The sequence below is a fragment of the Vasconcelosia minhoensis LEGE 07310 genome (assembly GCF_015207255.1).
Taxonomy (GTDB): Bacteria; Cyanobacteriota; Cyanobacteriia; order Phormidesmidales; family Phormidesmidaceae; genus Vasconcelosia; species Vasconcelosia minhoensis.
The window spans coordinates 42691-63812 of the sequence record NZ_JADEXG010000008.1; the positions used below are offsets into that span (position 1 = coordinate 42691).

Sequence of the window (21122 nt, forward strand, 5' to 3'; positions counted from 1 at the left end):
TCCTCAATTCAAGCCTTAATTCAAGTTAGCTCAGCGCCGGTTGCCGGGCTGACGAGTCTGAGCTCGCTCGTCCACAATGATGACGTCGGGATCACCGTGGGTGTTGGGCTCAGCTGCCACCCGCTTTTGGGTATTGGCCTGAGTTGCCGCTGCGGTCGAGCGGTCGGTCGGCTGGGCAATCGTATTGCCCAGGTCGGTGGCGTCGTAGATTTCAAATTCTTCAATGCCGTGATCGCGCAGGACCGGCTCGGCCTGACGCACCTCATTTTCAAGACCGCTGACCATCACCAGATAGCTGCCGCCTTTCACCCGGTCGCTATACATCTTGGCCCGATCTTCTGGTATACCCAGGCCGACTAGAGCGCCAATGATGCCGCCCGCGATCGCGCCGGTGACCCCACCCGCCAGCAGACCTGTCAGCGCAGAAATCTCGGCCCCAACAAAGACGATGGGCCCAATACCAGGGATTGCCAGCGTCCCTAAACCGGCGAGTAAGCCAGTGATTCCGCCGAGGACGCCGCCGCTAACGGCACCTGCAGTCGCGCCTTCACCCGCAGCGTTACCTTCTTCGACCGCGCCGGCTGTATCGATCTGAACGGCATTGCGTGCGATTAGCGAAACTCGATCCATGTTGAAGCTGGCATCTTTTAATGCCCGTAGCGCCTGTTCGGCTTCGTCGCGGCTGTAAAAAAGGCCAACGGCGCGCTTGTATTGATGGGTGGTGGTGGGAACTACCATACTGTTCGCCTCCTAAAGGAATCTACGCTACCGTTATCTCGCTTTTTCTGGTCAGCAGCATCTGCACATAGGAGAACTCTCTTTTGCTCAGAGGAAAGAGCAGTGGTCCGCTATCCTGACGTTTCGATTGGCCAACTCTGCCTTAAGACGCCGCCGCTTCTGTCCTTTGGAATAGCAGCTGATAGCGGTACAGGGCTACCGACTGGAATAGCAGCTGATAGCGGTACAGGGCTATCGGCCGAGCTCGGGCTTTAAAGTAGTCACGGGCTGCGGCAAGAACTGTCGATTGCCGTCAAATCCCGGCGTCACTACCGTCGGTGCCAGCGGCGCTGCCATGTCTACTAGCGTCGTCGTCATCTGCCAGGTGGCCACCATCCAGTCTGGATAGATTAAATCGCCCGCAGCCGTGGCCACCGGAGGCTTGGTCTGCCAGTTGGAGAACTTCGCCAGCCGCTCACTCAACGCACCGGCCTGAGCCTGGCCGCTACAGGTTAGCCAGACGAACAGCAGTAGCGCTATCCAGAGCAGGTTACGGCGTATCCGCCGCCAGAGGAGTGGATTCATCTCAGCTTCACATACAATAAATCGATTCAAATCAGCCGGCGACGACCGGGAAGTCAGTCCGCCTTGATTTTAGAGCCTTCGACGATCGCAGCTAAGCCAGCTTGCCGATCGGCTGCGACCGCGCTATTTTGCCAACAGATTAGCGCATCGATCGCACCATATTAAGTACACCGGCGGTCAGGCAAGCCAGTATCAAAAACCATAAAACAATTCCTGGAATAAAGGCCAGGATGCCAATTCCACGGAGCACCCATACGCCCAGCGTCAGACCTAGCAGGGCCAGAAATAGCTGAGTGCCGGGTTGAAGTCGAGAGCGGCGCGTCATCTTAAAGCTTCCATCAATCACAATCAGCCTTGCCACCGGGAACGGTATCGCCCCTGAACCCGTCAGCATGGGAAAGAATATTAAGAAAATATTAGCAATCAGCCGGAAAGTTCACTGAAAGTTTACGGGGAGCAGCCGCAAGCCGGATGCGACACCCGGGGGATTAGGTAATAATGGCACCAAATTCATCTGTACCCCCTGTAGATATGACGAGACAAACCGCTACGCTTCAGCCGCTTCCAGGTCAGCAACCGTCAGTTACACGGACATTTAACCCCAAGGACGAACTCGCCCTCCTCCAGGGCGAAGTGTTAATTTCGACACAGTCTCATACCGCCAACGGCGCCGCCGTCACCGCTCAGATGTATGTGCCGCTGGTGCGCTCTCAGACCTGGCATCTGCTCACCGACTACAGCCGCTGGGTACAGTTCTTTCCCGACATTGTCCACAGCCAGGTGCTAGAAGTTAAAGAAGCGCTCAAGAATTCTAACCAGGTTACCCGTCGGCTCTACCAGGTAGGCCGCAAAGCCTTTCTGATGTTCTCGGCCCAGGTAGAAATCTATCTCCAGGTTTTTGAAACCCTTAATCAGCAAATTCAGTTCCGGTTTGAGCAGGGCACTTTTGCCGACTTTGCCGCCGATCTGACGCTTGAAGACTACGGTGCGGGTACCTTGCTAACTTATTCGGTCAAGGCAACGCCGCTGATCCCCATCCCTAGCTTTTTAGTTGAGAAAGCCATGCAGCATGACCTGCCCGGCAACCTCCGGACCATGCGCCAGGTGCTGTGTGCATAGCACATTTCCCTATTCTTGAATTAGTTAAGAACTTGTTAAAAGTCCATCCGTTGTAGCCAGATACCGATACGCTTGTAGGTCAAGATACCTCCTAACTGCGTCTTCAGCCCTGCTGAGTCCTCCCCGTGAAGCCTCAGTAGGGCTATTACTTGGCTATTTTTCAGGGACTGGAGCCGATACCGGCATCAAAAATTAATCGATTGTTCAGCGTAAACTTGCACAATTCGACTAGAATTCAAAGCCAATGCTGCAAATACCAACCCCCGGCAAACCGTTTCCATTCGCCGGGTAAACAAAGGAGCAATGGCGGTTCAACTTAAGCGTTTGTCCAAAAAACTGGTTGATCGGCCGGGGTTTCACGCAGGGCTGCTGCTGCTCTGGTGTGGGCTGGGCCTAGCGCTGCGGCTGCTGAACCTGACCGCGAAGCCGCCTTGGATGGATGAGGTCTCTACGGTCGTCTTTAGCCTGGGGAACAGCACGCGGCTGATCCCCCTGAACCAGGTGATTGGGTTAGACGAGCTGCTAAGACCCATTCAGCTCCAGCCTGACGCCTCAATTAGGTCAGTCATCCATTTTCTGCTGGAGGAGAACAATCATCCACCGGCTTACTTTGTGCTGGCCCATAGCTGGATGCGCTGGTTGATTCAGCCGGATGGCTATGCCTCTCTGTGGGCGGCGAGATCGCTACCCGCCTTTTTTGGGGCGCTCGCTGTGCCAGCCACTTTTGGCCTGGCCTGGGCCGCATTTCGCTCTCGGCTCGTCGCCCATCTCTGCGCAGCTCTGATGATGGCGTCGCCGTTCGCGGTCTTTTTAGCTCAGGAGGCGCGACACTATACCCTGGCCATTTTTTGGGTGACGCTTTCGCTGGGCTGCCTGGCGATCGCGGTGCGGGCGATACACCGGCGCCAGCCTCTGCCGCTGAGCATTACCGGACTGTGGGTTGGGGCAAATGGACTGGCAATTGCGACCCATTATTTCTCTGGCCTCACGCTGCTGGCTGAGGGGCTGGTTTTGCTGGGCATGGCCTGGCAGCAGCGACGCTCCTGGCACGACTGGGCCGCCGCCCGCCGCCGAATTTATCTGGTCGCGATCGGAACGCTGGTCGGTGGAGTCGTTTGGCTGCCCGTCTGGATGAATTTTTACGGCAGTCCCCAATCTAGCTTTCTCAAGGGTGAGCCACATGAGCTGGGCTACTGGCTGAATCCGGTTGCCCAATCCCTGGCCGGGTGGATCTATGCGATTCTGACGCCGATGACTGTGGGCTATCGCTGGTGGGGCTTAGCTGCGGTGATTATCTCCATCCTGGTCTCGCTGGCGTATCTGTGCTGGCTGATGGCTCAGCTCATCCCCAGCCTGCGCCATCAGCTTTGGCAGCCCGATCGCCAAATCGGGTTAGCGGCCGTCGGTGGCTTTTTTCTAGCAGCGAATGGCCTATTTTTTGCCATTTGCTACCTAGCGGGTCAGGATATCACCCGGGGGCATCGCTACAGCTTTGTCTTTTTCTCTGCCCTGATTGTTCTCGTCGGGGCTGGCCTAGCCCCCTTTTGGGAGGGCAAAGCGCCTCGGTTTACGAAAGTGAGGCTGCCCTTAATCCAGCGCGCCATCGGCGGTCGGCAGTTTGTCGTACTCGCGATTTGCTGTAGCCTGATCGGCAGCCTGTTCGTGGTGTTTAACCTGAGCTTTCAAAAATACTATCGGGCCGATCGGCTGATCCCGCTCATGCAGGCGACTTCAGCCCATCCGGTGATTATCGGTACGCCTACCCTAGTGACTGCCCAACCGACGGCGATCGGGATTGAGATGATGAGCCTAGCCTGGGAAATCAAGCGCCACTTTAACCCTGCAACCGATCCAAACTGGCAGGCCATCCCAAAATTTATGGTGCTCGAGCAAAATACGGTGACCGGGCTTGAACCGACGGGCACCTTGATTCAGCTGCTGACAGCCCAGACCCGACCGCTCGACCTCTGGCTGTTCAACTATGGCCCCGACCTCACTGCTCAGGGATGCCATATCCCCTCTGGGGGATATGGCCATAAGGGTTCGTTCAGCTACAACCACTATGTTTGTGGAGCGGATTAAAGAGCCTATACAGCAGATAACCGCCCTGCTAATAACCAACCCGCGCCGAACAGGCCTCAGCGGCAGTGCCTTCGGTCTTACAGCGCTCCCAGCCGATCCGCTGGGCTACGCGCCGGGGCAGCTGAGCCTGATATTGAAGGGCTTGGTCAAACAGCGCTAGACTCTGGTGAGGGGTCCCCTGTCGTCGCAGCAGCTGAGCCTTGAGATACATCAGCTCAGGATTTTCGGGCGCGGCTTGGAGGGCGCGGTCAACAGCAGTCAGCGCGTTATCAACCTGATCGAGGTCGCGATAGCCCAGGGCAATGCCACGCTGGGCCAGATAGACCGGCGCGCCATGCTCGCTCAGGCGGGTGATGGCCTGCTCAGGATTGGAAAAGGGCAGGTTTACAGCCAGCATTAGGTCCATGTAGCCTTTGATTAGACTCAGTTCGGGGTCGTTAGGGTCGATCGCTGCGGCCCGGTCAAGATGGCTAAAGACCTGCTGTAGCATCGTCAGAACCCTGGGCGTACCGCGCGCCACGCCCACGTCCTTAAGAACGTAAGCTCCGTTCATAAAAATTCCCACCGCCGTATAAAGATGACCCCGCAGCGGATCACTTTGAGTCAGCTGCTCAGCTGTCGCTTTAGTCAGCGCGGCCCGCTGTTCGAGCGCTTCCCAGTCTTCTTCGATATAGGCCAGGGAAGCGAGCATGGCGTGGAGTAGCGGCTCGTCAGCTTCGGTCTGCTCAGCTGCGGCCAGGTAAACCTCGGTCTCGACGTAGTTGCCTTCCTTAAAAAGGGCGATGAAGGCTGCTTCGGTCTGGTCGCCAATGGCGTGGGGTGATTCGGTGCGGAAGGGATCGGCGGCAAAAGCTGGGGTAGCCAGGCCGATGGCAATCGCGGCGGCCCCAGTGGCTAATGTCCCCAGGCGAGACCAGCCTGAACGGCGAGAATAAAAAGCCATAGTGTCTCAAAAAGCAGTGACGAAAGATACGGATCGATTTCTGCCTACGAGTATATCGGCTGAATCGGCAATCGCCCAGGTCTATGGACCAGATCAGCCGAGCATCGCGGCGCGCTGGCGAACAATTTCTACTGCCACCTGACCGCTAAAGTGGGGCACCGGCGGCGACAGCTTGGTCGCCCTGACCCGGACCTGCTCAATTCGGCAATCGCTCCCCAGGGCTTTATCCGCGATCGCGGCAGCGAGCCGCTCAATCAGGCTGAACTTTTCCGTCTCAATCAGCCGCTGCGCTGCCTGAATAATCTGAGCGTAGTCATAGGTGTCGGCTAGCTGGTCGGTCTGCCCAGCCAAAGCCAGATCTATCCACAGGGTGACATCGACTTCATACCACTGGCCCAGCGCGTTTTCCTCGGGCAGCGCGCCCGTGTAGCCATAGGCGCGAATACCGCTGATCTCGAGGGTATCCATTCCACCAGCCTCAATGCAGGTCGCGGTGCAGAAAGGGGCGGGCCGACTCACCAGAATACGTGGCAACCACATGGCCCTGGCCGACCAGCTGATATTTGTAAGTGACCAATCCTTCCAGCCCGACTGGCCCCCGTGGCGGCAGTTTCTGGGTACTGATCCCCACCTCCGCCCCGAAGCCGTAGCGAAAGCCATCGGCAAAGCGAGTCGAGCAGTTGTGAAAGACGCCGGCGGCATCGACCTGGGCCATGAAGGCAGCGGCAGCGGCGTCATCTGTAGTCGCGATCGCTTCAGTATGGCGCGAGCCGTAGGCGGTGATGTGGGCGATCGCGGTCTCCAATGAATCGACCACGCGGATAGCTAAAATCAGGTCGCTATATTCAGTAGACCAGTCAGCCGCCGGAGACAGACCCGGCAGGATTTGCCGAGTATCCCCATCGCCACGCAGCTCTACCCCGGCGGCTTGGAGCGTCTGAGCTAGCTTTGGAAGAAACTCAGCCGCGATCGCGCGATGCACCAGCAGCGTCTCAATCGCGTTGCAGGCGGAGGGATAGCCCACTTTGGCATCGAGCGCCAGGTCAACCGCCTGCTGGAGGTCTGCCGCCCGATCGACGTAGAGATGGCAGATGCCCTCGGCGTGCCCCAGCACCGGGATCCGCGTGTTGTCTTGAACATAGCGAACAAAGGCGTTAGAGCCCCGAGGAATAATTAAATTGACATCGTCATCCAGAGAGAGCAGGGCCTGGGTCTCGGCCCGAGTCGTCAGCAGCTGCACCGCCTCGGGATTGAGCCCAGCCTGGGTTAGCCCCTGGCGAATTGCCTGCACCAGCGCCTGACAGGAGCGGGTCGCCTCTCTACCGCCCTTGAGGATGACGCCATTGCCCGACTTCACGGCCAGCGTCGCAATCTGCACCACCGCATCGGGCCGCGATTCAAAAATGACGCCCAGCACCCCCAGGGGACAGGTCACTCGCTTCAGCACCAGGCCGTCGTCGAGCTGCCGGTGGATCTGTACCATACCCAGCGGATCGGCTAGCGCCGCCACATCACGCACCCCCGCGATCGCGCCCCTAAGCTTCACCGCGTCCAGCTTCAGCCGACCGTAGAGCGGCTTAGCCAGATTGTCGGCCAGGGCCGCTTCACAGTCGAGCTGATTGGCCGTCGTAATGTCAGCCGCCGCCGATTCCAGGGCCTGGGCAATAGACTCAATCGCCCGGTTGCGGTCGGTTCCAGAGCTGAGTGCGAGCTCCTGGGCGGCCTGTCGGGCCTGCTGCGCGATCGCGGTGGTGGACCGGGCTGACTGCGCAACTGCTGAGGAGACATTCATGGAATTTACCGACTGAGATAACGCTGAAAGTCAACTATTAGTCTATCAAAAATGATTTGTCAGATTCGGCCCGGCAGCTCAGCGGTTCTCGGATTCTGCGATGATAGCCTGCTTAGCCTTTTGCCAGAGGGCTTCTAGCTCTTCAGGGCGGTGCTCCACCAAAGGTCGCTCGGCAGCGGCTTCGAGGCGTTCAAACCGCTGAATGAACCGACGATTGGTCCCCTGTAGGGCCGCTACCGGGTCGAGACCACGCCAGCGAGCCACCTTCAGCAGGGTAAAGAGCAGGTCGCCCAGCTCCGCTTCCTGGTTTTCAATCGGCTCGTGGTCGAGGGCCTGGTGCAGCTCGCCCAGCTCTTCGTCAAACTTTTCCCATACGCCCGCCAGCGTTTCCCACTCAAACCCGGCTTTGGCAGCCTTTTGAGAAATTTTCATCGCAGCGGTAAGTGGCGGCAGGGTGCGGGCATAGCGCCGCAGCTTGGGCGTTAGCAGGTTAGGATCTTCGGTCGCGGCCTTTTCAGCCACCTTAATCTGCTCCCAGTTGGCATGAACCTGGTCAGGCGTATCGGCTTTAGTATCGCCGAACACGTGGGGATGGCGACGGATCATTTTTGCGGTGATGCCCCGAGCGACGTCGCCCAGGTCAAAGTCGCCGCTTTCGCTGAAGATCTGCGACTGGAGGACGACCTGGAGCAGCAGGTCGCCCAGCTCCTCGGCAATGTCCTGACGGCTGCCGGACTGGAGCGCGTCCACCACCTCGTACGCCTCTTCTAACACGTAGGGCGCTAGCGTCTGCGGGGTCTGAGCCAGATCCCAGGGGCAGCCGCCGTCGGGATTGCGGAGCTGGGCGATGACGGCTATGAACCGCTGTAGGGCCTCTAGAGTAGCAGGTGGAGTAGAAGAGGTGAAGGAAGACGGGGTTGGCGTCATTGGGCTGACTGGGAGAGAACACCTGGATAGTAGCGAAGATTTAGCGGCTGGTAGAGGCTAACACCAGCCGAAACCCAAATAGAATATGCCGCGACCCAATTGGCCGATCGTGGCGATAGGCGGCTCGGCAGAAGCCGGGCGAGTCGTCCCAGCCGCAGCCTTTCATGATCACCTCGCCGTCGTCATCCAAGCTGGTGAATTCAAATACGTTGCCCGCCATGTCCTCCAGGCCGTAGATGCTGCGGCTGAGCGGATAGGTCGCGATCGCGCTGACGCCTTCAGCCACCGTATCGCCCGCCCAGTTCGTCGCGTCGGGCTGCCATTGGCTGCCCCAGGGAAAGTACCGGCCATCGGTGCCGCGCGCCGCCTTTTCCCATTCCGCCGCCGTCGGCAGTCGGTACATGACGCCGTCCTGCTCACCCCGCCAGTCGGCATAGGCGACCGCGTCCCCATAGGAAACCAGCACCACCGGCTGATTAGCCGTTCCCTCGGGATAGCGATCATCCTGCCAGCGGTAGGGTTGGACCGTTTCGAAGGAGTGGACTAAAAACCCCTGGGCCTGGTAGTCTTGGCGGGAGATGTCGGGGATGGGGTGACCCGTCGCCTGAACGAAAGCCTCATATTCAGCATTCGTAATGAGATTGCGACCCATGCAAAAGGCCGGTAGCGACTGGGTCTGACGCTCGGGTTCAAAATCAAACCAGCGGCGATCGCGCAGCTGTGCCAGTTCGGTAGCGACCTCCTCCGGCGTCTCGGCCTGGGCCTCAGCCGAAATCTGGTAGGCATAGTCCCGCTCGGCGGTGTCACTGCCCGCAAGGTAAGCACCGGCTGCAACGAAGGCAAATGAGGCGTGATGCTCACAGTCTGCCAGAGAGACGGCCAGAGAGACGGCCTGAATTAGGCTCTGGCAGCCTGCTGCTGAACTAATCAGACTTAATCCCAGCCCTAAATCGAACCATCGTGCCCGCGCCATTCTACTCTCGTGCGTCCAGCTCTATCATTCTGTCATGGGAAAGTCGTGGCAAAATAAGAGCAAGATCAGAGATCCTGTCCTCCCTGCTAACCCAATGCACTGATGCTACAAAACTGGCTAGTAACCGATGATGGTCGTTGTCGGCCCCTGGTGACGGCTGAGATTGCTGAGCCTGAGCGAACTTACCGACTCTATCGATTTCTGACCGAGCTAGAAGACATTCTTGACCAGCACACCGAAGAGGTCGAGCGGATTGCCGCGATCGTGCCCCGGGTGCGCCAGCTCCTGACCAGCTCCTACTGGCTGCAAATGGAGTTTAAGCCACCGACCGAGCAAGGCTGGGCGGTCAACTTTCTCTACCGCGAGCATCAGTTTCCGCTGACGGTGCAGATGGTCACCTGGGCGCCCGGCAGCCGCTCTCAAATCCACAATCACGCCACCTGGGGAATTATCGCCATGGTCGGGGGGCAGGAAAAAAATACGCTGTGGCGGCGAGACCCCGATCGGCCTGAACAGATTCAGCCTGCGGGCGAACTGATTCTAGCCCCCGGCGACATCATTGGCCTGACTGCTGACGCGATTCACTGCGTCGAGCCGCTGGCGGACGAGCCTACGGTTTCCTTTAACCTGTACGGTATTACCGACCGCAGTCGGCGCTATCAGTTCGACCCAGATGCTCAGACCGCTGCAAAATTTTGATTTCTCCCCAAGCTCATGCCTTTACAAACGGCGCTCAAAGAATGGTCTGTTGCCGTCAGGGCCTTAGCCGCGGGTGAAACCCTGCTGCTGCTGCGGAAGGGCGGCATCCGCGAGGCCGGTGGCCGGTTTACGGTCGCCAGTGACCGGGTGCTGCTCTACCCTACCTTTGAGCATCAGCAGCCCCATCTGCTCAAGTCGCCCTATCAAAGGGATGTCCAGCCCGTTAAGGCGGGCTGGCATCCGCAGACCATAACGCTCTTGGCCTGGGCACAGATCACCCATATTTTTCAAATCACCACAGCGGCCCAGGTAGAACGGCTGCGGCCCTTTCACATCTGGAGTCCGGAGATGATTACTGAACGGCTGCAATGGAAGCCGCAGCAGCCCCTGTACGGGCTGGCCCTCCAGACCTATCGGCTGCCAGCCGCGGTCGAGATTGACTGGCGGCCGGAGTACGGCGGCTGCCGCTCCTGGATTGAGCTGGCTGAGGCAGTGGAGGTGAGTGATGCGGTGTCCGCGATCGCGCCTGACCCATACCGCCAGCAAGTCGAGGCGATCGAGCAGGCGCTACGATGCCCTTAATCCCTCAGCTGCCAGTCCACCAGCGCCACTGGGCTATCGCTCATACCGTTCCCTACAGTTCAGAACTGCCGATCAGGGCCTGCGATTCTGAGGCCCCTGAAGGACTCTCTGGCTCTAGCCGGTGAGCGTCAGCCGTTCGAATGGGCAACCGAATGATGACCGTGGTGCCCTGGCCAACCCCTTCGCTCCACAGCTCAATGTCGCCCTGCATCAGCTGCATCAGATTTCTCGAGATCGCCAGACCCAAGCCGGTGCCCTCATAGGCCCGGGTGTAGGATCCATCTACCATCACAAAGGGTTGAAACAGCTTGTGCTGCTGTTCTGGGGCAATTCCAATACCGGTGTCACGAATGATGATTTTGACCTGTGGGAGCGTGAGTAAGGTGAGCCCGTCGGCGGCTTCAGGATCTGTCGAGGTAGCGGCCGCAGCCGTCGATTCGACCAGGACTGAAATGCTGCCCTGATCGGTAAATTTAATCGCATTGTTGACGACATTGAGCAGCACCTGCCGAAATCTGGAGCGATCAACTTTGACCATAATCGGCTCGGGCAGCTCTGGCCGAACCAGATTCAGACCTTTCTGCTGGATTTGAAGCGTTTGCATATCCAAGACATCCTGCAGCAGCCGGCGCAAATCAATCAGCTCAAAATGTAAATGGACCGTACCTGCCTCAATTTTGCCAACGTCTAGAATATCCCGAATAATTTCCAGCAGGTGCCGCGCCGCACTATCGGCCTTTTCTAAAAACTCCATCTCTTCATCGTGGCTGTCACAGTAGCCATCGCGCACGATTTGAATGGAGCCAATGATGGCATTGAGCGGAGTGCGCAGCTCGTGGGACGTGTTGGCTAGGAATTCGTTCTTGAGCTGGCTGGCGAGCTTAGCATCTTGCCAAGCCTGACGGAGCTGAACCAAGTTGGTCTTCAGGCGCTCCAACATTTGCTCAATCATATCTCCCAAATAGTCAAGCTCCCAGATTTCGTGGCTGCGGGGAGCCGGCTTGACCTCGCTCGTGTCGTCCACCGCTTGGGCATAGCGAATCAGCCGTTCGATCGGCAGCGACAGGCCGCGCGCAATATAGATTGCCAGCAGGGCATTGGCGCTGAGCAGCCCCAGCGTCAGCAAAATTAAGACGTCACGGATGTCCTTGAGGCCATACAGCGCCTGGTTCAGCGGGGTGACCGCGAGGACTGTCCAGGTGCTCTGCCGATCGGGCCGGATGGGAATATTGGCCCCGGCATAGCCGGCTAACCATTCCCCCTGCTCAGGCAAAAACCGAAACAGGTGAACCGTTTTGCTATTGCCAGCCCGAACACTGCCGATAACGCTTTCTAGGCGCTCCACGTCTCTGACCTGGAAAATCTTTTGACCCACCTGATTCTGATCAGGATGGGTAATGATGAACCCATCGGAGTCAATCACTACCGTGTTTCCCACCAGCGATCGCGGATCGGTATCTTCTCGCTGGGCTAAACTCACCTGAGCAATTAAGTGATAGCGTAGGTCTCCAGCCTCGTTGTAGACCGGACTCGCCACGGTGAAGTGAATCAGGGCTTCGCGACGATCGGACTCAAACTGCTGATTCTGAAGCAGCTGAGCGTCTGCCCCGGGTGAAAAAATGGCAAAGTCAGGCGGTGCTTCGGTGGGATCAGGACTCGACCAGGGCAGTTTTTCGGTCTCCAAAGCTAGGCCGCGATCGCAGGTGCGAACCGAGGTTTCATCGGGCTGAGCGGCTCGTAACTCGACGCATTGAATCTGGTAGGGGGTCGCAGCAGCGGTCAATTGCTCGACTGCGGCGCGAGCGGCAGCGGGGTCGCCCTGCTTCAGGGGCTCGGTCTGGGCCAATAGCTGAAGATTTGTCTCGACCGCCTGCACCCCGCTGACCAACTCATCGGCCTTGCGAGCAGCGCTGCTAGAGAGATTTTGGCGAGCCGTATCGAGCAGACTCGTGCGGGCTTTGCGCAGCGTCATCGCCTGCCCAATCAGCAGAATGGGAATGCTGAGCAGCAAGATGCGCAGCATTAGGACACGACGAAACGAGCGGGGTCGATTGATCATATCGGTCGTCAGTGAATGGCAGCAGGGTGGGGAGCTGCCGGGTGGATGGGATTGGGCTGGCTAACACCCCTCGGCCAGATATGGATAAACTGAATCCCAATGTAAAAATGATACAGGGTGCTGCTGATAGTACAGAACCAGTCTAGCGAGCCTCTCTCTCAAGTCTAAATAGCGTCTGGAAAAATTAAGTCCACAATCATATAGATAAAGCTACGTTCTGTTGGCCTGACATGGTCTATATACCGGCCTGATATGACCCATACCACTGTTGTACTGGCCATGAGCGCAGATGGCAAGATTGCCGATGAGCGCCGCTCGGCCGCTCGATTTGCCTCTGATGCCGACCGATATCACCTGGAACAGCAAATTGCTCAGGCCGATGCAACGCTGTTTGGCGCGGGTACGCTGCGAGCCTATGAAACCACGCTAGCGGTTTCTCAACCCGACCTTCAATCAGCCCGGCAGCAGCGGGGTCTGCCACCTCAGCCGGTTCAAATCGTCTGCTCGATTTCCGGCGACCTCAATCGCAACTGGCGTTTCTTTCAGCAGCCGGTACCTCGCTGGCTGCTAACTGGCGCGACCGGGGCGCAGCGTTGGACCGTTGGAGCAGCGTTTGAGCGGATTCTGACCGTCCCGGTAATTGAGTCCGGGTTGGACTGGTCAACTGTCTTTAAGCAGCTTTCCACAATCGGTATCGAACGGCTGCTGGTGATGGGCGGAGCGGAGCTGGTGGCCACGCTATTGGCGGTCGATCGGATAGATGAGCTATATCTGACTGTCTGCCCCCTGCTTCTGGGCGGGCGGACGGCCCCAACCCCGGTAGACGGCTGCGGCTTTGCAGCTGAGCAGGCGCCTCGGCTAGCGCTCTGTTCTGTAAAAGCCGTGGGGCATGAGGTATTTCTGCACTATCGTCGCTGGACCGTTGGGGCTGCGCCAACGCCTGCGGCGGCCGATTAGGCTGACTGGGGCGATGGCAACTTTAGCCGTCGTCTTGGCCTCATCTTTTAAAAACTTCATCTACCCTATAAAAGGCCTATAAAAGGATCTTGCGGCAAACGCCAGCAGCAGCGGTATGGTGCAAAACTTACAGTCTCAGTATCAGTATAGGACCCAGTGGATCAGTCGTCTCTCAGAGGTCCCACAGCCTGCCTGGGACGCGATGGCGCTGCCAATGGCAACGCCGTTTTTTGAATGGGAATGGTTGCGCAACCTGGAAACGTCTGGCAGCGCCGTGGTCCGAGCGGGCTGGCTACCCCAGCACCTGACCCTGTGGCGCAACCACGAGCTGATTGCAGCGGCGCCGCTGTACCTGAAGGGGCACAGCCGCGGCGAATTTGTCTTTGACTATCAGTGGGCAGAGCTGGCGGAGCGGCTCGGCATCAGCTACTACCCCAAGCTACTGGGGATGTCGCCCTTTACCCCGGCGGAAGGCTACCGTTTTTTAATTGCCCCTGGCGAAGACGAGGCGGCCCTAAGCCAGATGATGGTCTACGAAATTGACGCCTTCTGCCAGCAGAACGGCATTTCCGGCTGCCATTTTCTGTACGTCGATCCGGCCTGGCAGTCACAAATGGAGGGCCTGGGCTTTCGCCCCTGGATGCACCACAACTATGTCTGGCAAAATCAGGACTATGGAGACTTTAACGACTACCTGGCCCGCTTCAATGCCAACCAGCGACGCAACATCAAGCGCGAGCGCAAGTCAGTGCAGAAGGCCGGGCTGCGGTTTCAGGTACATACTGGGGAAATCCTAACGGCAGACCTATGCTCACGGGTATACGACTTTTACAGCGACACCTGCGACAAGTTTGGCTGGTGGGGCAGCAAATATCTGACGCCTAAGTTTTTTCAGCAGCTCTATCCGCAGTACCGCGATCGCGTCGTCATTTTTGCCGCCTATACCGAAGCTTCCTCAAGCCCGGTGGGCCTGTCCTTCTGTTTAACTAAGAGAGACCGGCTCTATGGCCGCTACTGGGGAGCATTTGAGGACTACAATCACCTGCACTTCAACGCCTGCTACTACGAGCCGATCGACTGGGCCATCCAGCAGGGAATCCAGGTCTTTGACCCCGGTGCCGGTGGCCGTCACAAACAGCGGCGCGGCTTTCCGGCGACACCCAACCACAGCCTGCACCGCTTCTATGAGCCGACTCTAAGCCAGGTTCTAGAGCAGCACATTGAGCGGATTAACGCTGCCGAACGAGCAGAAATTGCCCTGATTAACCAGGGCTTGCCGGTCAAGGGAGACAGCTGCGCCACAGAGCCTGAACCGGGCGGCGAAAAGGGCTAGAATAGGAAACCCCAACTGTAACCTGATAAAACCGCTATGGCGATCGCACCCCATCCCGCCGTCGATGCCGCCGCGCTCACTGCCCTTGACAACCAGCTGTCTAAACGCTTCATTCAGCTCGACCCGGCCGGATATTTTTTAATCTATTTAGACCGGGAAGCGGGGCTGATCTGCGCCAAGCACTTCACCAACATCATTAATGACAAAGGCCTAGCCTGCGACCCGGTAACGGGTAAGCCCCTACCCACCCGGGGTAAGTCGGCCCGGCCAGAAACCCAGGTGTACAGTGGACGCACCGCCAAAGAGCTCTGCATCAAAATTTTTGAGAACCCAGATGGCGACTGTCCGATTAGCTACCTGGATCATGCCGCCTACCTGGGACGCGAATTCACGCGGGCAGAAATCGCCTTGGTCAACGGCTCCGACTACGTCCAGGATTGAGATGATCATCGACCCGGCCCTGCTCCCCGACCAAAGCGTTACTAACTATCCCGACCCTTTCCGGGCCGCCGTTGCGGGCCGCTCTCGCAAGCGCTTAGGAACCGCCGCCGGGCTCAAAAACTTTGGCGTCAACCTGACCACGCTCAGCCCGGGCAGCCAGTCCGCCCTGCGCCACTGGCACAGTCGTCAGGACGAATTTATCTACGTCGTCCAGGGCCAGCTGGTGCTGGTGACCGAAGCCGGCGAGCACCCCATGACCGCCGGCATGATGGCCGCCTTTCCCGCCGGCGAGGCCAACGGCCATCATTTGGTCAACCGCTCAGCTGCCCCGGCGGTCTATCTCGAAATCGGTGATCGCACTGCCCAGGACCGAGTTGACTATCCCGACCATGACCTAGTCGCGCAAAGCGGTCCCAACGGCGGCTGGCAGTTTACCCACCGCAACGGCGCCCCCTATTCATCAGACTGACCCTGGTTGACTGCAAACACCCCTAATGCCTAGCTTCGGAAAAACCCACCCACTCTCTACCCTTCCCTCTTCCCATAGCTCACCCTCGCCCCGGCCCACTTCAGCTTCTGCCGCAGCGTCCGATAGTAGGAATAAGCCTCCCGCAAAATGATAAACTTCGCCTCATGCTCAGCCATGTGGATATCAACCCGCTGGTTGGGTAAGACTGCCGCCGCCAGCACGCCGTCTGTCCAAAGCTTCGTGTTCATACTGGAGTCGGCTAGGGGCGAGACGCTGACCACACAGCCAGGCGGCAGGACGATGGGGCGGCTGGAAAGGCTAAGCGGGCAGATTGGCGTAACTGCCAGGGCATGCATGCCGGGGTGCATAATCGGGCCGTTGGCCGCGACAGTATAGCCGGTAGAGCCCGTCGGCGTGCTGATTAGCAGACCATCCCCCTGGTACTGATCGACCATTTCGCCGTCAATTGCCATCTCTAAAATTGATGTAATCATACGGTCGGGAGAGGCTGGCTTGACACACATTTCATTTAAGGCCAGGACGCGATCGCCAACTGGTGACATGTTGCCACGCCCTCCCTGATGCACCTGCGCCTGAAGCATCATCCGCTGCTGCACCGCGAATTTGTCATCCAGCAGCCGCTGCCAAACCTGTTCCAGGTCTTCAAACACTTTTGCTGATTCGGTGAGAAAGCCCAGATGCCCGCCTACGTTGACGGCTAAAACCGGCACATCGTTAGTCGCCAGGTGACGCGCCGCCGCCAAGGCCGTACCGTCTCCTCCAAGCACAACAGCCAGGTCGATGGGTCTTGTCGCCGAAGCTAAAAAGACCGGATAGGGATTATCCTGCGGGCCGCTGGGTCCCATCAGCACCCTAGCTCCCAGTGCCTCTAGCTGTCGAGCACAGCGCTCGGCCCAGGTTTGACTCAGCGCATTGTGAGCTTTGTGGACGATGATCACCTGCTTGAGCTGCACGGCTACCTCGAATCTTCTGAACAAAAAAGGGACGCAGTCCCTGCGCCCCTCTAACTAGATCAACCTAGGTCAATCGGTTGCCATATTGGCCCAAGCCAGGGGAAAAGCCTACCATTTGAGCAGATTAAACTGCTCCATATCGACCGTATCGCGGTTGCGATAAATCGACAGGACAATCGCTAGCCCAACCGCCGCTTCCGCCGCTGCGATCGTAATCACAAACACCGCAAACACCTGGCCCTTAATTCCCTGTGGGTCGAGATAGTTCGAAAAGGCCATCAGGTTGATGTTCACCGCGTTGAGCATGAGCTCAATCGACATCAGGACGCGAATCGCGTTGCGGCTGGTGACCAGGCCAAAAACGCCAATGCAAAACAGCGCTGCCGCCAGTAGTAAATAATATTCAAGCTGCATGAGGTCTTACTCCGAGATCATTCCGAATCGCTTTCGTTAACGCCAGCTGCAACTAGCTCGCGGGGTCGTTCTGGCAGCGTCAGAACCTGCTCCTCTGCGGCTGCATCTAGGTCAGGGATAAACTCGCGGCGGGCCAGAATAATCGCCCCTACCAGCGCAATCAGCAGCAGTACTGAAGCCAGCTCAAAGGGGAGGAGAAAGTCGCTGAAGAAATGCATACCGATGGCCTCGATGGCGCGATCGCCAATCGCTACCTCGCTAGAAATCGCCCAGGGTGTAGATACCACCGTCGTTCCCAGCAGCGCAAAGAGCCCTGCGCAGACCGCGCCAGTCGCCAGTTTTCCCAACAGCGCATGGGGCAAAGGCCGGAAATCTTCCTGTTTATTGACCAGCATAATCCCAAATAGAATCAGCACGTTGACCGCACCGACGTAGACCAGCACCTGGGCTGCTGCCACAAACCCCGCATTGAGCAAAATATAGAACCCGGCAATGCTGAGAAACACCAGCCCTAGCAAGAAAGCCGAGTAGACAATGCTGCTCAGTAAGACGACGCCTAAAGCGGCGGCCAGCATGAGTGCAGCCAGTATCCCAAAAGAGACCAGTTGCACGCCTTCAGCTAAATTCAAAACGAACTCTCCCTATTCAAATCAAACGGTGGACCGGCGCGGGCCGACTGAGCGAATAATAGCCCAATATCAGCCCCGATATAGCTCCAAGCTACTGCGCCTCTTCCTCGGAGTCAGTCGACTTGGTTGCCGCCGACTCTGCTTCCATCTCAGCCCGGATTTCTTCCGGTCGTTGACCCGCTCGGCGTGAACCCGCTGGCAGCCCATGGGGGTTCATCACGCCCTTAGGCAGATAGGCCAGCTCTCGCAGCGGCGTTACCATCGGGTCGTCGGTCACCTTGTAGGGCAGCCGCCCCAGCGCCACGCTGTCGTAGTTCAGGTCGTGCCGGTCGTAGCTGGCCAGCTCATATTCCTCAGTCATGGATAGGCAGTTGGTCGGGCAGTACTCAACGCAGTTGCCGCAGAAAATGCACACCCCAAAATCAATACTGTAGTGGCTGAGTTTTTTCTTTTTACTCTCTTTGTCAAATTCCCAATCGACTACCGGTAGGTTGATCGGGCAGACGCGCACACAGACCTCACAGGAAATGCATTTGTCAAATTCAAAGTGAATCCGACCGCGGTAGCGCTCTGAGGGCACTAGCTTTTCGTAGGGATACTGTACCGTCACCGGCCGCCGCTTCATATGGTCAAAGGTGACTGAAAGCCCCTGGCCAATGAACTTGGCCGCCTGACGCGTTTCCTTGGCGTAGTCAGCGACTTGTTTGAAAAAGTTCGGCATAGATCTAGATTCCTGACAGGGTGAGCAAACGAATCGTAAAGGGTAATCAGATTGGCAACGGCTAGCCGCCAAAGGCAAAGGGCAGCGTCAGCTTTAGCGCCGCAGTCGCCAGCAGATTGACCAGCGATACCGGCAGCAAAAATTTCCAGCCCAGATCGAGCAGCTGGTCAATTCGGACTCGGGGGACTGTCCAGCGCAGCAGAATCGCGATAAACACCAGCAGGTAGGCTTTGATCAGAGTCATGACAATTCCCAGACCCGCCGCAACGACTTGCAGCCAGGGCGTCGTTTCGCTAACCCCCAGCCAGCCCGCAATCGACTCAATCGGCACCGGCAGGCTCCAGCCCCCCAGGTAGAGAATCGCCACAATCAGCGCCGACAGCACCAGGTTGACGTAGGAGCCGACGTAGAATAGCCCAAACTTCATCCCGGTGTATTCGGTCTGGTAGCCCGCCACCAGCTCTTCTTCAGCTTCGGGTAGGTCAAAGGGCAAGCGCTCGCATTCGGCCAGAGCCGCAATCCAAAATATTAAAAATCCCACCGGCTGCCGCCAGATATTCCAGCCTAGAATGCCGTAGCCCGACTGCTGGCCGACAATATCGATGGTGCTGAGGCTATTGGTCATCATCACCACCGCCAGCACCGCCAGCGCCAGGGGAATTTCATAGCTAATAGACTGGGCCGCAGCCCGCAGTCCACCTAGTAGGGAATACTTGTTATTCGAGGAATAGCCTGCCATCAGCAGCCCGATCGGGGTAATGCTGGAAAGCGAAATCCATAGGAAGATGCCGATCCCGATGTCGGTGATCACCATGTTTTGGCCAAAGGGCACAATCAAAAAAGATAGAAATACGGGAATGACGACAATTGCTGGCCCCAAGGTAAAGAGCCAGGGGTCGGCCTTAGCCGGGGTAATGTCTTCTTTGAAGATCAGCTTTACGCCATCGGCAGCGGCCTGTAGCACGCCTAGCGGTCCGACATATTCCGGTCCAATTCGCTGCTGGGCTGCGGCTGAAATCTTTCGCTCTAGCCACACCGAGACAAAGATACTCACCGTGGCGGCAATCAGCATCAGCGCCATGGGGAGGGGAATCCACAAAAGCTTGGCTAGTCCTAGGGGCAGGCCCAGGTCGGTGAGGGTACTGACGAACGTATGTTGGAGGTCAATGCCGGGGTTCATGCTTACCTAGTCGCCTCGATGTCCAGAAATATTACGGATCTTTACCGATTCTAGCGCCTAATCATGCGCTGGTCGGTGCAAAGCCATCTTAGATGCTGATCGGATTATTTAGGAAATCGATTGAAAGTTAAGCGGGTGATCTGTAAATGGGGAAATTAGGGTCGCCAAAATAAAACCCCCTCAGCTAGCGCCAAGGGGGCTGGAGTTCCTGAAAATCGTCACTGGACTCTATATTGTCGGCAGTTTCAAGTCTTGGGAAGGGGGGTGAGGCCCTCCATTGCGCTCTGCCCTGGATGGCAACGGTCTCTCAACCCGACGGTTAAAGCCGGGAGCCAACCAGCTGCTTATCCCAGATTTGAGGCCGTTCGCTGACCGGAATATAGGGCTGCTCATGGGGACCTTGGTAAATCTGGGTGGGTCGGAAAATCCGATTTTCCCCAATTTGCTCTTTCCAGTGGGCCAGCCAGCCCGCCACCCGGGCGATCGCAAAAATGGGCGTAAATAAATCCGTCGGAATGCCCAGCTTGCGGTAAACCAGTCCCGAATAAAAGTCCACATTGGGATAGACGCCCTTATGCCCCAGCTTTTCGTTGATCACCTCTTCTAGCTCCAGGGCAATGTCGTAGTAGGCATCGCGGCCAAACTTGGCAAACAGCTGCTCGGCCAGCCCCTGCAAAATTTGGGCGCGCGGATCCTTGACCTTATAGACCCGATGGCCAAAGCCCATAATCCGGGCCTTGCGCTGCACACAGTCCTCAACGTAGGGGCGAACGTTTTCCACCGAGCCAATTTCTTCTAGCATGGCGATCACTTCCTCATTGGCGCCGCCATGTAGGGGGCCAGCCAGGGTGCCCACGGCCGACGCAACCACGGCGTAGGGATCGGTCAGCGTGGAGGCCGTCACCATGGCGGAAAAAGTCGAGGCGTTGATCGTGTGCTCGGCATGGAGCGTCAGACAGATATCAAAAATGCGCGCGGCCAGCATATCGGGTTCGCGCTCGTTGAGCATATAGAGAAAATTAGCCGCATAGTCGAGGTCGTCGCGGGGCTGTACCGGGTCGTTCCCTTTACGCATTAGCTTGAAAGCAGCCACCATCGTCGGGATTTTGGCCAGCAGCCGCACCACCGCATCTTGGATGTAGGTGGGGTCGTCCAGCGCCCGCTTGGAGTAAAACAGGCCCAGCGCCGCCGCGCAGGACTGTAGCGCATCCATCGGATGGCCGCTTTCAGGGAAGCATTTCATCATGTCGCGGATGCGATATTTCAGCCGCCGGTGATAGCGAATCTCGTGCTGGAAGTCGTTGAGCTCCTGCTTCGATGGTAGCCCGCCCCAAATGAGTAGATAGGCGGTTTCGAGGAAGGTACTTTTCTGGGCTAGCTCATCAATCCGAATGCCGCGATATTCGAGGATGCCCTGGTGCCCATCGACGTAGCTAATGCTGGACTGAGTTGCCGGAATCCCCTCTAGCCCGGGGCGATATTCGCAGGCTGTCATACTTTGCTACTCCCATTGTTTCGATTCACGA

General features: G+C 57.7%; 23 protein-coding genes. 8 read left to right on the forward strand and 15 right to left on the reverse strand.

Translation table 11 applies throughout. The features are described 5' to 3' along the window. Window positions 1-30 precede the first annotated feature (30 nt). From IQ241_RS05145 to IQ241_RS05155, 3 genes are all read right to left on the reverse strand, one after another. A complete protein-coding gene (locus IQ241_RS05145) occupies window positions 31-738 on the reverse strand; it encodes a signal transduction histidine kinase (STHK), LytS (protein WP_193905348.1) in 708 nt (235 codons plus the stop codon). 231 nt (window positions 739-969) lie between these two features. Continuing rightward, window positions 970-1302, reverse strand: coding sequence for a DUF6816 family protein (locus IQ241_RS05150; RefSeq protein WP_193905349.1), 333 nt, complete (start codon window positions 1300-1302; stop codon window positions 970-972). A gap of 139 nt (window positions 1303-1441) precedes the next feature. Then, complete coding sequence (locus IQ241_RS05155) at window positions 1442-1696, reverse strand: hypothetical protein (protein ID WP_228021399.1); 255 nt, start codon at window positions 1694-1696, stop codon at window positions 1442-1444. A gap of 137 nt (window positions 1697-1833) precedes the next feature. Between IQ241_RS05155 and IQ241_RS05160 the strand changes: the two genes are divergently transcribed. Beyond that, entirely contained in the window at window positions 1834-2421 is a 588-nt protein-coding gene (locus IQ241_RS05160) for an SRPBCC family protein (protein WP_193905350.1), read from the forward strand. Between the two features lie 303 nt (window positions 2422-2724). Continuing rightward, window positions 2725-4503 (forward strand): glycosyltransferase family 39 protein, encoded by a 1779-nt coding sequence (locus IQ241_RS05165; RefSeq protein WP_193905351.1) that lies wholly within the window; start codon window positions 2725-2727, stop codon window positions 4501-4503. Window positions 4504-4531: 28 nt separating this feature from the next. Here IQ241_RS05165 and IQ241_RS05170 read toward each other — a convergent pair whose 3' ends face one another. From IQ241_RS05170 to IQ241_RS05190, 5 genes are all read right to left on the reverse strand, one after another. Next, window positions 4532-5446, reverse strand: a complete 915-nt coding sequence (locus IQ241_RS05170; RefSeq protein WP_228021400.1) for a Sll0314/Alr1548 family TPR repeat-containing protein — start codon at window positions 5444-5446, stop codon at window positions 4532-4534. Between the two features lie 93 nt (window positions 5447-5539). Then, entirely contained in the window at window positions 5540-5914 is a 375-nt protein-coding gene (folB, locus tag IQ241_RS05175; protein ID WP_193905352.1) for a dihydroneopterin aldolase, read from the reverse strand. 10 nt (window positions 5915-5924) lie between these two features. Further along, window positions 5925-7238, reverse strand: coding sequence for a glutamate-5-semialdehyde dehydrogenase (locus IQ241_RS05180; protein WP_193905353.1), 1314 nt, complete (start codon window positions 7236-7238; stop codon window positions 5925-5927). A gap of 78 nt (window positions 7239-7316) precedes the next feature. Continuing rightward, on the reverse strand, window positions 7317-8165 hold the full coding sequence (gene mazG, locus IQ241_RS05185; protein ID WP_193905354.1) for a nucleoside triphosphate pyrophosphohydrolase: 849 nt from the start codon (window positions 8163-8165) through the stop codon (window positions 7317-7319). Window positions 8166-8205: 40 nt separating this feature from the next. Continuing rightward, window positions 8206-9138, reverse strand: a complete 933-nt coding sequence (locus IQ241_RS05190; RefSeq protein WP_193905355.1) for a formylglycine-generating enzyme family protein — start codon at window positions 9136-9138, stop codon at window positions 8206-8208. A gap of 102 nt (window positions 9139-9240) precedes the next feature. On the opposite strand from IQ241_RS05190, the gene IQ241_RS05195 reads away from it, so the two are divergent. Then, on the forward strand, window positions 9241-9837 hold the full coding sequence (locus IQ241_RS05195) for a cysteine dioxygenase family protein (protein WP_228021401.1): 597 nt from the start codon (window positions 9241-9243) through the stop codon (window positions 9835-9837). A 15-nt stretch (window positions 9838-9852) separates the two neighbouring features. Next, entirely contained in the window at window positions 9853-10419 is a 567-nt protein-coding gene (locus tag IQ241_RS05200; protein ID WP_193905356.1) for a DUF1802 family protein, read from the forward strand. A gap of 52 nt (window positions 10420-10471) precedes the next feature. Here the strand turns inward: IQ241_RS05200 and IQ241_RS05205 are convergent, their stop codons facing one another. After that, window positions 10472-12478, reverse strand: coding sequence for an ATP-binding protein (locus IQ241_RS05205; protein WP_193905357.1), 2007 nt, complete (start codon window positions 12476-12478; stop codon window positions 10472-10474). A 252-nt stretch (window positions 12479-12730) separates the two neighbouring features. Between IQ241_RS05205 and IQ241_RS05210 the strand changes: the two genes are divergently transcribed. The 4 genes from IQ241_RS05210 to IQ241_RS05225 all read left to right on the forward strand — a co-directional run bounded on the left by IQ241_RS05210 (window position 12731) and on the right by IQ241_RS05225 (window position 15678). After that, a complete protein-coding gene (locus IQ241_RS05210; protein WP_193905358.1) occupies window positions 12731-13435 on the forward strand; it encodes a RibD family protein in 705 nt (234 codons plus the stop codon). A gap of 115 nt (window positions 13436-13550) precedes the next feature. Further along, on the forward strand, window positions 13551-14768 hold the full coding sequence (locus IQ241_RS05215; RefSeq protein WP_193905359.1) for a GNAT family N-acetyltransferase: 1218 nt from the start codon (window positions 13551-13553) through the stop codon (window positions 14766-14768). A 36-nt stretch (window positions 14769-14804) separates the two neighbouring features. Then, on the forward strand, window positions 14805-15209 hold the full coding sequence (locus tag IQ241_RS05220; RefSeq protein WP_193905360.1) for a DUF4346 domain-containing protein: 405 nt from the start codon (window positions 14805-14807) through the stop codon (window positions 15207-15209). A 1-nt stretch (window position 15210) separates the two neighbouring features. Then, on the forward strand, window positions 15211-15678 hold the full coding sequence (locus IQ241_RS05225) for a cupin domain-containing protein (RefSeq protein WP_193905361.1): 468 nt from the start codon (window positions 15211-15213) through the stop codon (window positions 15676-15678). Between the two features lie 56 nt (window positions 15679-15734). On the opposite strand, the gene IQ241_RS05230 is transcribed toward IQ241_RS05225, so the two are convergent. The 6 genes from IQ241_RS05230 to IQ241_RS05255 all read right to left on the reverse strand — a co-directional run bounded on the left by IQ241_RS05230 (window position 15735) and on the right by IQ241_RS05255 (window position 21091). After that, a complete protein-coding gene (locus IQ241_RS05230) occupies window positions 15735-16652 on the reverse strand; it encodes an NAD(+) kinase (RefSeq protein WP_193905362.1) in 918 nt (305 codons plus the stop codon). A gap of 108 nt (window positions 16653-16760) precedes the next feature. Further along, complete coding sequence (gene nuoK, locus IQ241_RS05235; RefSeq protein WP_193905363.1) at window positions 16761-17066, reverse strand: NADH-quinone oxidoreductase subunit NuoK; 306 nt, start codon at window positions 17064-17066, stop codon at window positions 16761-16763. Window positions 17067-17083: 17 nt separating this feature from the next. Next, a complete protein-coding gene (locus IQ241_RS05240) occupies window positions 17084-17695 on the reverse strand; it encodes an NADH-quinone oxidoreductase subunit J (RefSeq protein ID WP_193905364.1) in 612 nt (203 codons plus the stop codon). Between the two features lie 91 nt (window positions 17696-17786). Beyond that, entirely contained in the window at window positions 17787-18416 is a 630-nt protein-coding gene (ndhI, locus tag IQ241_RS05245) for an NAD(P)H-quinone oxidoreductase subunit I (protein ID WP_193905365.1), read from the reverse strand. 61 nt (window positions 18417-18477) lie between these two features. Then, entirely contained in the window at window positions 18478-19596 is a 1119-nt protein-coding gene (gene nuoH / locus IQ241_RS05250; protein WP_193905366.1) for an NADH-quinone oxidoreductase subunit NuoH, read from the reverse strand. 319 nt (window positions 19597-19915) lie between these two features. Next, on the reverse strand, window positions 19916-21091 hold the full coding sequence (locus IQ241_RS05255; protein WP_193905367.1) for a citrate synthase: 1176 nt from the start codon (window positions 21089-21091) through the stop codon (window positions 19916-19918). Window positions 21092-21122 lie beyond the last annotated feature (31 nt).